We start from the raw sequence: 14,934 nt of genomic DNA on the forward strand, positions 1-14,934 counted from the left end.
TGAAAGTACAAATATTTATGCATGGAATCAAGTATAAAAACTTCTGAAGATATATCCATACATATCCAAAAAGATCAGTTTATGAAATACATGGGTATTTAGTGATTTAAAACGAATTAAGCTGAATTAATAATTTTAAGAATGGCAGAAAAGTACAAATTTATAAGTAATTCTTTATCAATGATAGTCAATCGGTTAGCACAGAGCATTACCGCCTTTGTATTAACCGCTGCTATTGCTCGAACTTTAGGAGCTGAGGCTTTAGGGCAGTATCTACTAGCCTATAGCTACTATTTTATCTTTGTGGGCATTGCTTCACAGGGGCTAAAGACATTGTTCACTAGAGAACTAGCACGTGAGCCAGAAAAAACACCAGTTTACTTAATGAGTGGTACCTGGTTGCAGTTAATATTTAGTTTCTTCAGTTATGGGGCATTAGTGATTGTAGTCTTTTTACTTCCCTATAGTTCCACAACCTCTACTCTTTGCTACATAATGGGTTTAACAATCATTCCCTTTGCACTTTCCAACATAACGGAGGCAGTTTTTCAAGCTCAAGAGAAGATGCATCTTATTGCCATAGCTACAGTTCCAGTGTATGTAATACGCCTAATAATAATGATTTGGGCGATGCAACTAAAATACGGAATTGGATATTTGGGAGCGATTCTATTTTTTTCAGAAACAGTAATTCTAATAATTGAATGGATTTTTATCAGACGATTAGTCAAAATCCAATGGCAGATTGATGGAAAATTTGTACTTAATACAATCAAAAGTGCGCGTACATTTTTTGCTATTGAAGCAATAGCTGTAGTCACTGGCCGAATTCAAATTTTGATTCTTTCATTGTTAGGAAATGAGTTTTTAGTAGGTCTATTTGGTGGAATAGCACAATTACTACAACCCTTTTCGATTATTGCTAACAGTATGATTTTAGCAATGTTTCCAAGATTTTCAAAGGCAGTAGACCAAGGAAGGGAAAAACAGAAGCAGACCGCAGAAACTATTATTGAAATCCTACTAATTATGGCATTGCCCTTATTTTTGGGATTGTTATTTTTTGGCAAAGATTTACTAATTTTTGTGTATGATTCTAGCTTTGCTCAAGCAAATCTAGCCCTTCGCCTAAGTGCTATATCACTGGTTTTTTTGCCCTTCATCCGCTCACTTTCATATCTACTGGTAGCCAATGGTTTTGAAATAGTTAACCTACGTGAAGTGGTGATTACTACTATATTCGGAAGCTTGGGAGGTGTAGTATTAGTTTCCCGATATCAGTTACTAGGTGCAGCTTTAATGGTATTGTTAATGACGATTCTGGGTTTTAGCCAGTATATTTATTTCACCTATACTCGCTTGTTTTCATTAAATTTATGGCGAATTATGCGCCGACCATTGATAATAAGTGTTTTAATGTTACCCATATTTATATTATTGCAAAAAATTAACCTAGACTTTGTATTCACTTTACTTATTGCAACTTGTACCTATGGTTTATTTGTGATTTATTTAGGTATTCGTGCGTTTGGCGGGTTTCGTTTTTTATGGATGAAACTTTTAAGAGAACATTAATTGTTCAATCTAAAATTATACAGACAAACAATCCAAAGTTTTATAAGTAAGAATATAATTTAAATTATGATTAAAGTTGCCCTATTACATTTTGGCTTTGAAGACTACACCATTGAATTAGCAAATAGTCTGGCTAAATATGTTGATTTAACGGTAATTCACCCAAAAAAGCTCTCAGATGTATGCCGTGATGCGTTTGATCCCAGTATCCGTGTCATTACCTTTAACAAACCACGGATTCGCGACCCGCGTAATGTGTTGTCTATGAACGCTATGATGCGTATTATCAAAGATATACAGCCAGATGTTTTACATGTGCAAGAAACTAACGATCCTTGGTATGATTGGACGTTGTTACTCAACAGGATGCCAACACTAGTAACAACCATCCACGATGTATTTCGTCACCCAGGAGATAAGGTGGCTGTATTTGGTTCAGAGTATACTCGGCGTATTGCCTTCTATCGTTCCCAACAATTGATTGTTCATACTGATCAACTCAAAAAGATTCTAATTGAACAATTTAATTTACCTGAAGGGCGAGTCAATGTCATACCACATGGTGAACTTGGCAGTCTGTATCAGCGCCGGGGCGATCGCAATAATCAGCCTCGCGATCCAAATACATTGCTATTTTTTGGACGCATCTGGCCCTATAAAGGATTGAAATATTTGCTTGAGGCTATGCCCTTAATTGCTGAACGTGTACCTCAAGTCAAGCTGATTATTGCTGGAAGGGGAGAAAATATCAACCAGTATTTCCCTAACGGTTATGATGAGAACCGCTACGAGATTATCAATAGACTAATCTCTCTTGAAGAAGTAGGTAATCTATTTCAACGTAGCACACTAACAGTTCTACCATACATTGAAGCGTCTCAAAGTGGTGTAGCAGCTTTATCTTATGGAATGGGAACGCTGGTTGTAGCTTCTGATATAGGGGGATTGAGTGAGATAGTTCAGCATAAAAAGGATGGTTTATTAGTTCCACCACGTGATGCTCAAGCCCTATCTGATGCCATCGTTTGTTTGTTAAGCGATCGCGACTTACAACAAAAAATGCGAACTGCGGCACTAGCTCGTTGCCAGCAAGATTTAAATTGGTCAAATATCGCTGCTCAAACTGTGGAGGTTTATCAAAAAGCCATGAAAACAATAAATTAGTAAAATTCTACTCACTAAATTGGCATTTAACAAACATAATAATGACTCATCTCACAAACAAAGTATTTGCCCAACTAAACTGAAACTAGCAACTACTAATCTCTAACTTGCTTAATATATTTTCTCTATGCATACATAATTATAAAAAATGAGGAAATTTTTAATTTCTGCTGAACAAATATTTACATTTACTTCCTTGATGCTATATTCAGGAACCCCACTAGATGGTTTTTTGACTGATGGCTTTACTGTAAAAGAAGGAGATAGAATTATATTTCGATTACTTTATACTCTTACATATATAGTCAGCCTTTCATTGATTGCTCTACGTTGGAAGAAAGTTACTTATGCTTTTAGCAAAGATAAGTTTATTTGGTTGCTGATTGGAGTTTCTGCACTTTCTATTTTTTGGTCTTTAGATCCAGACATTACCGTGCGTCGCGTCATTGGTTTGTCAGGAACAACTATCTTTGGACTTTATTTAGCTTCACGCTACACCTTAAAACAGCAGCTAAAGCTATGTGCATATATGCTTGCCGTCTCAATAGTAATGTGTTTATTATTTGTTATATTTTTACCACAAATTGGAATCGATCCTGCATTTAATAGTTGGAGAGGAATATTCCCAACCAAGAATGTACTGGGCAAGAGATTTGTACTTAGTGCAGCAATATTTTTATTCCTTGCCATTACTAGTAAAGAAAATCGTTTGGTTTTATGGCTTGGCTATATTACTTCTGGAGTACTTATATTATTATCCCAATCAGCAACATCACTATTGAATTTTATAATCATCACAGTAGCTTTTATTGTGTATTGTCGAATTTTACATTTAGAATACAAAGTATTTATACCTGTTCTGACGTTTATATCAACATTGAGTATAGCTTTTTATTACTGGTTCATCTCACAAGGTGATTCGATTTTAGGCTTAGTAGGTAAAGACGCAACACTCACCGGACGCGCAGAATTATGGCCTGTTGTATTGGAGATGATTGGAAAAAAACCATGGTTAGGATATGGCTATGGAGTATTCTGGGAGAAGAGTAGTGAATCTTCTATTGTTTTACAAACGGTACAATGGGACGCTCCTAATGCTCATAATGGATTTCTGGATCTTTGGCTATCATTGGGTCTATTAGGATTCTTGGTTTTTATAATTGGGTTTGTTATTAATTTATTTAAAGCGATATATTTAATCCGGCGGAATCAAACATCCGAAAGTATATGGCTCTTAGTTTATCTTACATTTATGATTCTTTCAAATCTAACTGAAAGTACATTGCTAGTTCAAAATAGTATGGAATGGGTACTTTATGTAGCAGCGATATTATCAAGTCAACTTTACTACGCACGCGAATCTCTAAAACTAGAATCAATATAAAGTTGTAGAGAAGATGGAGTGATTTAAATATAAATTTCTTGATTAATAAATTTTAACTCAAACAAAATATTTTTGTAAGTTTTACAAAAATGTATGTACAGATAGAGTTAAATTAATAAAGCTATAAACCAAGATATTTTTACCTCAAATTAACCAAAAAATAATCGTACTTTTATTGACAATATTTTAGGCGTAGATACTCTACTTACAGATGTACTAATATGTTGAAGTAAGTTACGCATCGATTTGACTCAGAGAAAATCAAACAATAAACTGTGATTATTTCGGTGATATATTAATCAAAGATATACCAACTTATTTCAAAAGTACAGCCTATGTCCCGAACTAATACTCTCAAGATTATCATGTTAGGTCCTAGTTTACTCCAGCAGGGTGGGATTTCCGGTTATGAGAAGCTTTTTTTAGAATATGCTCCTTCTGAAATTCAAATATATCATATTATCACTCATGAGGACGGATCAATAGCACTGAAAACAATGGTGTTTTTGAAAGCTATATGGAAATTTATATGGATATTAAGAGCAGAAGAAGTTGATATTGTTCAACTTGAAATTTCACAACGCGGCAGTGTTTTACGGCAAGCAATTATGACACTTTTAGCTTGGCTATTTAACAAACCGATAATTCTACACGCTCATGGTAGTCAATTTCATCTTTTCTATGCTGGACTTGCTAACTGGATACAGAAATTGCTAAGTTGGATATTTTGTAAATGTCAACGCTTAATTGTATTATCGGAAAGTTGGAAAAGTTTCTATATAGAAAATCTTGGTCTTAAACCTGAACAAGTTGTAGTTTTTTACAATCCAGTAAAATTTCCTCCTGAAGTTCCACACCGTTCAGTTTCTGCAAAAGTTAACTTACTTTTTTTAGGACGAATTGGTCAACGGAAAGGAGCATTTGATTTGATCAAAGCTTTTTCTTTTTTGCCTACTGAATATAAAACCAGATCAAGTTTGATTATGGCAGGAGATGGAGACATAGAAGAGGCAAGCAATTTAATTACGACTTTAAATCTACAAAACTATATACAATTGCCTGGCTGGATAGGGTCAGATGAACGTGATATTCTTTTAAGTAAGGCAGATGTTTTTGTGTTGCCCTCTTATAACGAAGGTCTCCCACTAGCAATGCTGGAAGCAATGGCTTGGGAGTTACCAGTCATAGTTACACCAGTAGGAGGCATACCTGAGATAGTTACTCAATCTGAAAATGGATTAATTGTTAATCCAGGAAGTGTTGAGCAGTTATCAGATGCTATTAGGTCTTTGATTGAAAATGAGGATTTGAGGCTCTCTCTAGGATCTAAAGCGAGAAAAAGTGTTTTTCATCTTGATATCAAAAATCACTGGATTTCTTTTCTTGATTTATATCGTTCAGTGTTAAGTTGAAATGATAAATCTAGCAACTGCAAAACAGAAAACTATAAAAATGCAGACCTGCAGTTTATTCAGCCCAGTTTCACCAGGTATGACTAAAATTTACCCAAAAAAGGCAGATTTTAGAATTGACAAGTCAGTGTTTTACTAAACTGATTAAGAGTTGAGATTATTATGGCATTACCTAAAAAAGTACTAATTATCGTTGAAAATCTGCCAGTTCCCTTTGATCGGCGGGTATGGATGGAAGCAACTACTTTGCAAAAAGCTGGGTATGAAGTTAGCGTAATTTCACCAACAGGTAATGGGTTTGAGAAATCTTACGAGATTATTGAGAAAATTCACATTTACCGTCATCCTCTACCACCAGAAGAAAGTTCTGTTCTTGGCTATCTTCGAGAGTATAGTTGGGCGATTAATTGGCAATTCCGTCTAGCTCAACGGGTATGGCGAGAGCGGGGTTTTGATGTTATCCATATTTGTAATCCGCCGGATTTACTTTTTTTAGTAGCAGGATGGTTTAAATTATTTCATCGCATCTGGGTTATCTTTGATCATCATGACCTCAGTCCGGAGATGTATGAAGCTAAGTATCAACGGCGAGATATTTTTTATCATGGATTATGCTGGGCTGAACGCTTGACCTATGCCACAGCAGACATAGTAATTTCAACGAACGAGTCGCACCGAGAGGTAGCTCTTACCCGTGGGCACAAGAAACCGGAGAAGGTCTTTGTAGTTCGTAGTGCGCCCGACCTTTCCCGTTTTCACCGAATGCCCCCAAATCAGAATTATCGTAGAGGTAAGAAGCACTTGATAGGATATATGGGTGTCATGGGTGAACCAGAGGGAATTGATTATCTTCTGAGAATAGTATATTATATTACCCAGAAAAAAAATCGCCAAGATATTCACTTTATGTTGATTGGTAGTGGACCAGCAGCCGAAAAACTTAAAGTTTTATCCAGAGAGTTAGGAGTGAGTGAGTTTGTAGAATTTACAGGTTTTAAGCAAGGGGAGGAACTTTTAGAAAGGCTTTCCAGTTGTGACGTTTGTGTAGAACCCTCCCCAACATCTGCTTATAACGAAAACTGCACCATGAATAAAATCCTCGAATACATGGCGATGGGAAAAGCAATTGTCCAGTTTGATTTGCGAGAGGGAAGACGTTCTGCACAGGAAGCATCTCTTTATGCCAAGCCTAATGATGAGGTTGAATTTGCTGAGAAAATTCTAGAGCTTCTAGATTCTCATGAACTAAGAGAAAAGATAGGAGCTGAGGGACGACTGAGAATGGAGAAGATTCTTGAATGGCAATATCAAGCTCCGAAATTGTTAGAGGCTTATGATAAGATTTGGCAAAGCTAGTTGGCATTATTGTGCGACAATGGGAACTAAATTTATAACTTAGATAGTCTATACTATTGTCATATTGTCAAATCGCATCATTCTTGTCAGTTGCAGTGGTTTGTGAATTCTCTAAGTCTTTTTTAGTTTCTTACTTAATATCTGTATTTGGGAAGATTTATGTCAGAAAAATCTACGGAATCTAGAGAATCTATTGATTTAGACCTCAGTCGTTACCTATTCATATTGAAACGATGGTGGCTACCTGCTACTGCGATATTTACAGCTACAGTTATTCTCAGTGCTATAGCTACACAATTTATGAAGCCATCCTATGAAGCCGAAGGAAAACTATTATTTAGAATTCCTTCTTTTAAAGTAGTAGGAGCTAGTCTTTTGCCTAGTAATACAGAAGGAGGAGATGCAGGGGATTTAAAATCACTGCTAGCAACTCAAAATCCGATAAACACTCAGATAGAAGTTATTTCTTCCCCTGCTTTATTGCAGAAGACAATAGATAAGCTACAACTGAAAGACAAAGAAGGTAAACCTCTAGAAGTAGAAAAGCTGCGGAAATCTTTGACCCTGAAAATTGTTAGTGCAACAGATGTATTGCGAATTAGCTATACCAGTCCTGACCCCGAGCAATCAGCAGCAGTGGTCAACACAATAATGAATCTTTATTTAGATAATGATATTCTGACAAATCGCTCTGAGGCGGCAGCAACTCGTCAATTTATTGCCAGGCAGCTTCCTAAAACTCAAGAAGTTGTTAATAATACAGAAGTAGCACTACGTATATTTAAACAGAAGTATCAGATAGCAGATCTGTCAGAGGAGACAAAGTCAGCTGTTTCAACTATTGGAAATCTAGACAATGAGATGAATACTGTTAAGGCTCAGCTGGATGAGGTAAACGCCCAAACCAATGAACTGCGCCAGAAAGTAGAGCTAAGTTCTCAGGAAGCGATCGCTGTGAGTGCCCTTAGTCAGTCACCGGCAGTGCAGGGAGTTCTTGCACAACTTCAAGAAACTGACCGACAGCTAGCAATTGAGCGTAGCCGTTTCCTAGATGACAACCCTGTAGTTGTTAACTTAGAAGCAAAGAAAGCTAGCTTAAAATCTCTCTTACAACAGCAAATTGGTCAGACTGTTGGCAATAAAACAGAAGTTTCACAGAACCTATTACAGATTGGACAACTAAGACAAAATCTGATCCAAAATTTTCTGCAATCGGAAATACAGCGCATTGGTTTAGCAAAAAGACTCTCCTCTTTATATAACTCCCGTTCTATATACGAAAAGCGCGTTAAACTCATACCCCAACTAGCACAAAATCAGAGGGAGTTAGAACGAAAAGTTGAAGTCGCAGAATCAACATATCAAACTCTGTTGAAAAAGGTTCAAGAATTACAGTTAGTTGAGAATACAAATACAGCCAGCTCGCGGATTATTGCTCAGGCTATAGTGCCCGATAAGCCAGTAGAAAGCAAAAAAATTATTGTTTTAGTAATAGGAGTAATGTTCGGTTTATTCTTGGCTACTACAACAGTTCTTGTTCTAGGTATGAGAGATAGATCTCTGAAAACCCTTCAAGAAATCAGAGATATATTTAGATATACTTTGTTAGGAATTGTGCCTTTGTCTGTTAAAAAGATTCGCTCCCGTTATTCAAACGCAGAATCAATAAATCAAACAATTGCTGTCAGAGATACGCCTTACTCTTTAACTAGCGAAATGTACAGAATGATTCAAGCGAATCTGAAATTCCTGAGTTCAGATAAAGTTCTGAAAACCATCGTGGTAACTAGCGCAGTTCCTAAAGAAGGCAAGTCTACAGTTTCAGCTAATTTGGCAACAGCGATCGCTCAATTAGGACGTAAAGTTTTACTAATAGATGCAGATATGCGAGTTCCTTCTCAGCATCATCTGTGGGAAGTAAGTAATGCAGATGGCTTGAGTGAAGTTCTTATAGGTCAGACTGAATTTGATGTTGCTTTATCTAAAGTAATGGATAATCTTGATGTCTTAACTGCTGGCTCTAGACCTCCCAATCCACTGGCTTTGCTTGACTCAAAGCGGATGGCATCGCTAATTGAAAGTTTTTCATCTCAATATAAATATGATTTTGTAATTATTGATGCTCCTCCCTTGCTTTTGGCAGCCGATGCTTTGACTATAAGCCAAATGACTGATGGGATTTTGTTAGTCGCTCGACCTGGGGTAATTGATTCTAACAGTGCATCTGCCGCTCAAGAAATGCTAGAGAGATCAAGTCACAACGTATTAGGTTTAGTTGTGAATGGTATCATTGATAAAAATGAATCTAGTAGTTATTTCAACCATGTTAAACAATACTTTACTCATCAAGATTTGGCAAAAGAGACAAAGCTAAAAAAACGTATTCCAGATAAAACTTCTGTATAAAATAAGTTAAATAAATTAGGATTTTGTCTTACCAGTTAATTTAATACCATAACTGGTAAATAATAGTACAGTATTAATTACACAATAACTTGGCTGAAATTCTTGCCTAGTAAAACATCAATAATTAATTCTGCTGGGATACTTGTATCATATCTGTTTAATTATTTAGCAAAAAAACAATAAGCCTACTTTCAGAGGTAGGCTTATTATTTTGTATAACTCTAGACTTCAGCCTGACAGAACTATGTGTTGTAGATTGTAGGGTGTAGATTTCAGGACACAATATTACGGTTACTGATATTCGTGTGCCCCAATATCATATCCAGCACCGACAGGACGATATTTACCAAAATAATCATTTTTCAAATTATTCCACTTAAAACCATTGTTGATGGCCCGACTAGTTCCCTTTATTCTAAAGTCACCACCTGAGGGATTTACAAATTGTGGATCTGCCATAATATCGTTAGGTCCCACAGAAACTGCACGAGAACCATTGTTGTTGTAGAGGTTGTAGTTAAAAGTAGTGTTGGTACTTTTATTATTCGTACTTATTGTTTTGTTAGCCGCAGCATAAATGATGTTATTGATAACTTTGACATCACCTGAATAATTACTCATTATTTGTCCGTGAGTAATTTCCTTAGTCTGGTTATTCAGATAAACAGTGTTGTGGACAATATCCACATGATCGCTTGAAAAGGTATGAATGCCCGTACCACCATTTTTATATGAGATATTGTTGGCAATCAAAGTACGTCCTTGATACCCATTATCTCGTGACTTATCAACAATAATACCATTACCATCTTGGAACTTTCCATTGTAATACCAGGGAACAAACATTTGATTATTGTAGACTTTGTTTCTGGTAACATACATCCTATAGTTCAGGTTCTTATCATAATTCCAATTGTTGAGCAGTGAAATCCCACTAGCCCCGTATGGTGAGTACCAGGCATTATTATATACCTCGTTGTTGTCCACTGTTACATAGTCCGATTCAATAACTGAAATACCCGCACCGCCACAATCATGTACCTTGTTGTTGAGAATACGTATGTGGTGGGAACGACCATTTTTTCGTCCATCTATATTTATGCAGTTTCCACTCGTCAGTGGGTTGGATGTATTATACTTCTGACTCAGCGCATAACTCAGGGTTATATTGGTATTGTTCCCTGCAACCTCCAGACCATTTATCTCAATATATGAGGCTCCATTTTCAATGGAAATTCCATTCCATCCATTGTGCTGAATTTTTGGCTTATTTCCAGGATATGCCTTATAGGTAATCCATGAATTTGCCGTTCCAGAGCGTTTAATTACTAGTGCTGAACCGCTAGAGTAAGTATTCTTATATACTCCATCCATGATCAGTACTGTAGTGCCAGGACTAGTTAGGTCTGCTGCCCTTTGAATTGTCCTAAAGGCAGATGACGGAGTGAGTCCGCTATTTTTGTCGCTTCCGCTACCACTAACATAGTATGTTGTAGTTGTAACCTGGCTGATCAGCTTGCGACTTGGTAGTGGTGTGCTTTGATCGGTGGATAACTGACGAACGTCTTTAACTAAAGACTCTGTTATTCTCTGTCCTTGAACCAGACCTGTTAACGCCCAGGGGAGTACAAGAGATGCACTTAAACTGAGAAAGCCTAAACCATGAATCATCATAGGGAAAAATAGGGTATATTGCAAAAACTGAATCGTCAACGGTCAGTAACTCTAGCCTTGGTCAGTAAGTCAGTATTGGATACGGTCGTGTAACTGCCATTTGTAAGTTTATAAACGGTTTATCAGGTTTACACCTGAGCATTTCCACGTAAATATCGCTGAAATGTTTTCTAGGCAGTGTTAAAAAAATGGCAACTATCTGGTAAAAGTACTGAAAAAATTCTCAGTATCCAGAGTCATCCCATTAATGGACACAAACCAACCGTACAAATGACATCATTTCTAATTGGACATCATTCTACTGTGTATACGCGGTATCTGTAGTTAAGATAGTATATCTGTCATTAAACAGTTATTTTACTTAAATAATTCTTATGATAATGATAATTAGATCGAGGAACCAAGTCTTGCAGGGAGTAGATTATACAATCTTTACCTTCTAAAGTATTCTCATTATCATAAAAAATCAGAGTAACTAAAACAAAGTTTTAAAGGGTATATCAATGACAAATTCAGAAACTTCAGTGATAGCTTTCTGTTTACGGAATTTGAAGCTCAGTAATAAGGCTTAGACTTTTATAAAATTTAGTATAAAATATAAAGAATTTATTATGTAATCTAGTATTGTCTTATCCTATGGTCAAATAAGAGTATCTGGAAAGCGTTCGGGAGAAGTGTATTTCATTTACTGGCAACTGCTGTAATTTAACTAATACTTACGCGTAAGAGATACTCGCTTTTTTTTAAGAGGGATCGAGCTTTCTGGTTTTGAGTGCGTAAGTTCAGTTAATAAAAGAGGTGGTTATTGTGGAGAACAGTTCAAGAGAGATGAATATTGCTCTCTCGCAAGAGAATACACCAAGAGCAATCAATCTCTTTGACTATATAGATATTGTAATTTTGGGGACGGAGAAGTTTAAGCAACGCCCCCAATTCACATCTGTATATTAGGCTAGAGTCCGAACAAGTTCAGAAGATTAAAGATAACACCGAGAGGACCAGTGATAGTGTTTATGGTATCGCCAGTCTTAGCGGAACCCGATCGGTTGACTACAACAACATCATTATTGCGGAGTATGGGATTAGTTTGCTCATTAATGCCAGCAGAAAAATCCACTTTTACTATGCGTTTAGTGACAGAACCGTTAGGGTTGAGGCGAATCAAATCAACAGCACTGCTACTAGCTCTGGCATCATTAAATCCGCCAGCTGCCAGTATAGCTTGATTTAAAGAGCTATTCGGCTGAACGTCTGTTAACCCTGGTTTTTTAACTTCACCTACCACACCAACTTGAATACGTGTAGGAGACAAAGTAGTGGTAGCTAATTGAGTAGCTTCTGCGGGGTTAATCTCAGTTGCCGTCGGAATAACAATTGTATCTCCGTCTTGCACGATGATGTCTTGACTAGCGTCGCCACTCTGCAATAGTTGCCAAAGGTTAATATCTATAGCTTGTTCTGAGCCAGTTCTTGTAAGTCGACGTAGCCTGAGATTACGAACATCAGCTTGTGCTGTAATTCCCCCAGCTAGTTGAATAACCCGTGTCACGTTTGGTAGACCATTGGGATTAGCAGTACCACTGTTAGTTGCTGCGCCCCCCTGAGCATCTGTGCTGGCTGGGGTGACCAGATACGAACCGGGACGATTAACTTCACCGATAATTGTTACCGTGCGAGGCGTGGTTTGGCTGGCAGCAAAGTTAGATGCAAATATATTACGAGATTCTGCCACGTTGAAGTTGGTTGCTGTTGGCACAACTATGGTGTCTCCATCACGCAAGGTAATATCCTGTGATAACCTACCTGTTTGGATAAGTTCCTTCAAATTGACACTAACGGCTTGCTCTGAAGAACGTCCGATTTTACGCCTTAATTGAATTTGACTCACATCCGCAGCCAAGGTTACGCCCTGTGCTGTTGTCAATGCAGCTAATACAGTGGGGTACTGTACGCCTGGATTGTCTCCCGCGCCTCCGCTCAAGCTAAGAGTGTAAGCTCCTGGACGTGTCACTTCTCCGGCAACGAAAACATTGATAGGACGAGGCGATAACAAATTGACTGAGATTAAGGGACGTTTGAGGAAGCGAGCATATCTTCTAGCAATTTCGTCAGCAGCCTGTTCAGTTGTTAGACCGAGGACTGACACACTGCCAATTAAAGGTAGGTTGATTGCTCCACCTGGGGGAACTTGGTATTCTCCTGTATATTCAGGTACTTCAAATACATTTACCCGGATGCGATCGCCGCCTCCTAATGAATAATTAGTATCTAATTGTGTTTGTGTGCTTGGTGTTTGTGTCGTTGGTGGTAATGGTTGTCCCTGAGCTAGACTCGCAAATGGCACAGCGACATTGACAGCACTTAACAAAGCCACACCCACAACTGGCTGAGTTAGGAATTTGAATTTAAACAAACTTGTGTTAAGCATATTTACCTTAGATTCTGAAACTACGATTAATAAAGTACTGTCTAAACATTTTTATTTTGACTATACCTAAGTATTCAAGTTCCCCAACACTCTTATTTTCCCCGAAAAGTGTAATTTTCCGGAGGAAATTTGTTTATTGAATTTGAATTTTTAGTGAAGTTAATTTAAAGTTGAGCAAACTTGAATATGGGGATTATCAAAAAATATGTGACTTACGGAGATAAACGCAGTTTATATAAAAAATTGTCTGTTATGTAAATAGGTACTTACGAATAACGCATTTCTACCAAAGTCAATTAAATGACACTTAACCTGTGATTCTAAATATTCTATTAGTAGTAATTTTTGCAAAAATTATGAACTCCATTATTGATTAACTACAAATAATCTTGAAAAAAGGTCGAAATTTAGTTTTTTTGTGAGTTGGATTGAGCAAAGATAAACTCAAAAAGGCGGAAATTTAAGGTTATTCTGTAAAAAGATACCACGTATATACGTTGTTCAAAAAAATCTATAATTGAGTATTTGGCAACGAAATTAATTAACAGAGTTATTTTTTCTTTGAATTTGTTGAATAAAAAACTCTTCTAGGGAGTAACGTGACAAGTTCATAGCAATAATTTTACCTTCCATCAGACGAACACTAGCGAGGAAATCATAGTAATCGTCTTGTAGTGTACCTTGCCAGGAACCATCAGGTTCAAATCTGAGAGTGGGTATCCATTTTTTGAGAATTTCCCAGTCACCACCTTGACCTTTTACATGATATGTGTTCTCTACGCCTAAAAGTTCATTAAGGGAACCAGAGCAAATTAGTTCACCTTGAGCAAGGATGGCAATGCGATCGCAAATCTGTTCTACTTCACTAAGAACGTGGCTATTGAAAAAAATCGTCTTTCCAGCAGCTTTTAGTGCCAAGATGATTTCCCGCATTTGGTAACGTCCCACCGGATCGAGACCAGACATGGGTTCATCGAGAAAAACTAAATCTGGCTCATTAATTAGCGCCTGTGCCATACCAACACGCTGTAGCATTCCTTTTGAGTAGCGGCGTAAAAGCTTTTTGCGAGCATCAGCTTGGGATAAACCTACTAATTCCAGCAGTTGGGGAATGCGTTGGCGTTGGACACTTTGGGGAATTTGGAATAGTCCAGCAGCTAGCTGCAAAAATTCCCAGCCAGTGAGATAGTCATACAAATAGGGATTTTCTGGCAAATAGCCAATATGTTGCTTAACACTGCGATCGCCTATAGGCTTATCCAATAAAAATCCCCGTCCAGAAGTGGGATGAATAATTCCCAGCAACAATTTTAAAAGGGTGGTTTTACCAGCACCGTTTGGCCCTAGCAACCCAAAGGTTTCACCTTTGTAAACCGTTAAAGAACAGTTTTTGAGAGATACGACTTTTTGATTTAGCCAAAAACCAGTGCGATAGACTTTTCGCAACTCAGAAGTTAGGACTACTGGCGGAGTGTCTGCCGTATTAAGTTGAGAATCAGGGTCATCTGCAACAGACTTCATCTTGGTTCAACCAC

General features: G+C 37.3%; 9 protein-coding genes. 6 read left to right on the plus strand and 3 right to left on the minus strand.

The annotated features are described in order from the left end of the window. Nucleotides 1-141: 141 nt before the first annotated feature. The 6 genes from IQ274_RS29150 to IQ274_RS29175 all read left to right on the plus strand — a co-directional run bounded on the left by IQ274_RS29150 (nt 142) and on the right by IQ274_RS29175 (nt 9,297). The gene (locus IQ274_RS29150; RefSeq protein WP_194144305.1) at nt 142-1,575 is read left to right on the plus strand and encodes an oligosaccharide flippase family protein; all 1,434 of its coding nucleotides are present in this window, start codon (nt 142-144) and stop codon (nt 1,573-1,575) included. A 66-nt stretch (nt 1,576-1,641) separates the two neighbouring features. After that, nucleotides 1,642-2,739: a glycosyltransferase family 4 protein gene (locus IQ274_RS29155; protein ID WP_194144306.1), complete on the plus strand. Its 1,098-nt coding sequence runs from the start codon at nt 1,642-1,644 to the stop codon at nt 2,737-2,739. 148 nt (nt 2,740-2,887) lie between these two features. Then, nucleotides 2,888-4,123, plus strand: coding sequence for an O-antigen ligase family protein (locus IQ274_RS29160; protein WP_194144307.1), 1,236 nt, complete (start codon nt 2,888-2,890; stop codon nt 4,121-4,123). A 365-nt stretch (nt 4,124-4,488) separates the two neighbouring features. Beyond that, entirely contained in the window at nt 4,489-5,535 is a 1,047-nt protein-coding gene (locus IQ274_RS29165) for a glycosyltransferase family 4 protein (RefSeq protein WP_228058430.1), read from the plus strand. Between the two features lie 162 nt (nt 5,536-5,697). Further along, nucleotides 5,698-6,891: a glycosyltransferase family 4 protein gene (locus IQ274_RS29170; protein ID WP_194144309.1), complete on the plus strand. Its 1,194-nt coding sequence runs from the start codon at nt 5,698-5,700 to the stop codon at nt 6,889-6,891. A 159-nt stretch (nt 6,892-7,050) separates the two neighbouring features. Beyond that, nucleotides 7,051-9,297: a GumC family protein gene (locus IQ274_RS29175; RefSeq protein WP_194144310.1), complete on the plus strand. Its 2,247-nt coding sequence runs from the start codon at nt 7,051-7,053 to the stop codon at nt 9,295-9,297. Nucleotides 9,298-9,588: 291 nt separating this feature from the next. Here IQ274_RS29175 and IQ274_RS29180 read toward each other — a convergent pair whose 3' ends face one another. From IQ274_RS29180 to IQ274_RS29190, 3 genes are all read right to left on the minus strand, one after another. Then, nucleotides 9,589-11,010, minus strand: coding sequence for a right-handed parallel beta-helix repeat-containing protein (locus IQ274_RS29180; RefSeq protein ID WP_228058431.1), 1,422 nt, complete (start codon nt 11,008-11,010; stop codon nt 9,589-9,591). 913 nt (nt 11,011-11,923) lie between these two features. Next, nucleotides 11,924-13,399, minus strand: a complete 1,476-nt coding sequence (locus IQ274_RS29185) for a polysaccharide biosynthesis/export family protein (protein WP_163928513.1) — start codon at nt 13,397-13,399, stop codon at nt 11,924-11,926. A gap of 537 nt (nt 13,400-13,936) precedes the next feature. After that, complete coding sequence (locus IQ274_RS29190) at nt 13,937-14,920, minus strand: ABC transporter ATP-binding protein (RefSeq protein WP_163928512.1); 984 nt, start codon at nt 14,918-14,920, stop codon at nt 13,937-13,939. Nucleotides 14,921-14,934 lie beyond the last annotated feature (14 nt).

This window comes from Nostoc sp. LEGE 12447 (assembly GCF_015206985.1).
Taxonomy (GTDB): Bacteria; Cyanobacteriota; Cyanobacteriia; order Cyanobacteriales; family Nostocaceae; genus Nostoc.

What these genes read in the sequence shown, in the direction of transcription:
- IQ274_RS29150 (WP_194144305.1), top strand. Translation starts at nt 142, where the DNA reads ATGGCAGAAAAGTACAAATTTATAAGTAATTCTTTATCAATGATAGTC.
- IQ274_RS29155 (WP_194144306.1), top strand. Translation starts at nt 1,642, where the DNA reads ATGATTAAAGTTGCCCTATTACATTTTGGCTTTGAAGACTACACCATT.
- IQ274_RS29160 (WP_194144307.1), top strand. Translation starts at nt 2,888, where the DNA reads ATGAGGAAATTTTTAATTTCTGCTGAACAAATATTTACATTTACTTCC.
- IQ274_RS29165 (WP_228058430.1), top strand. Translation starts at nt 4,489, where the DNA reads ATGTTAGGTCCTAGTTTACTCCAGCAGGGTGGGATTTCCGGTTATGAG.
- IQ274_RS29170 (WP_194144309.1), top strand. Translation starts at nt 5,698, where the DNA reads ATGGCATTACCTAAAAAAGTACTAATTATCGTTGAAAATCTGCCAGTT.
- IQ274_RS29175 (WP_194144310.1), top strand. Translation starts at nt 7,051, where the DNA reads ATGTCAGAAAAATCTACGGAATCTAGAGAATCTATTGATTTAGACCTC.
- IQ274_RS29185 (WP_163928513.1), bottom strand. Translation starts at nt 13,399, where the DNA reads ATGCTTAACACAAGTTTGTTTAAATTCAAATTCCTAACTCAGCCAGTT.
- IQ274_RS29190 (WP_163928512.1), bottom strand. Translation starts at nt 14,920, where the DNA reads ATGAAGTCTGTTGCAGATGACCCTGATTCTCAACTTAATACGGCAGAC.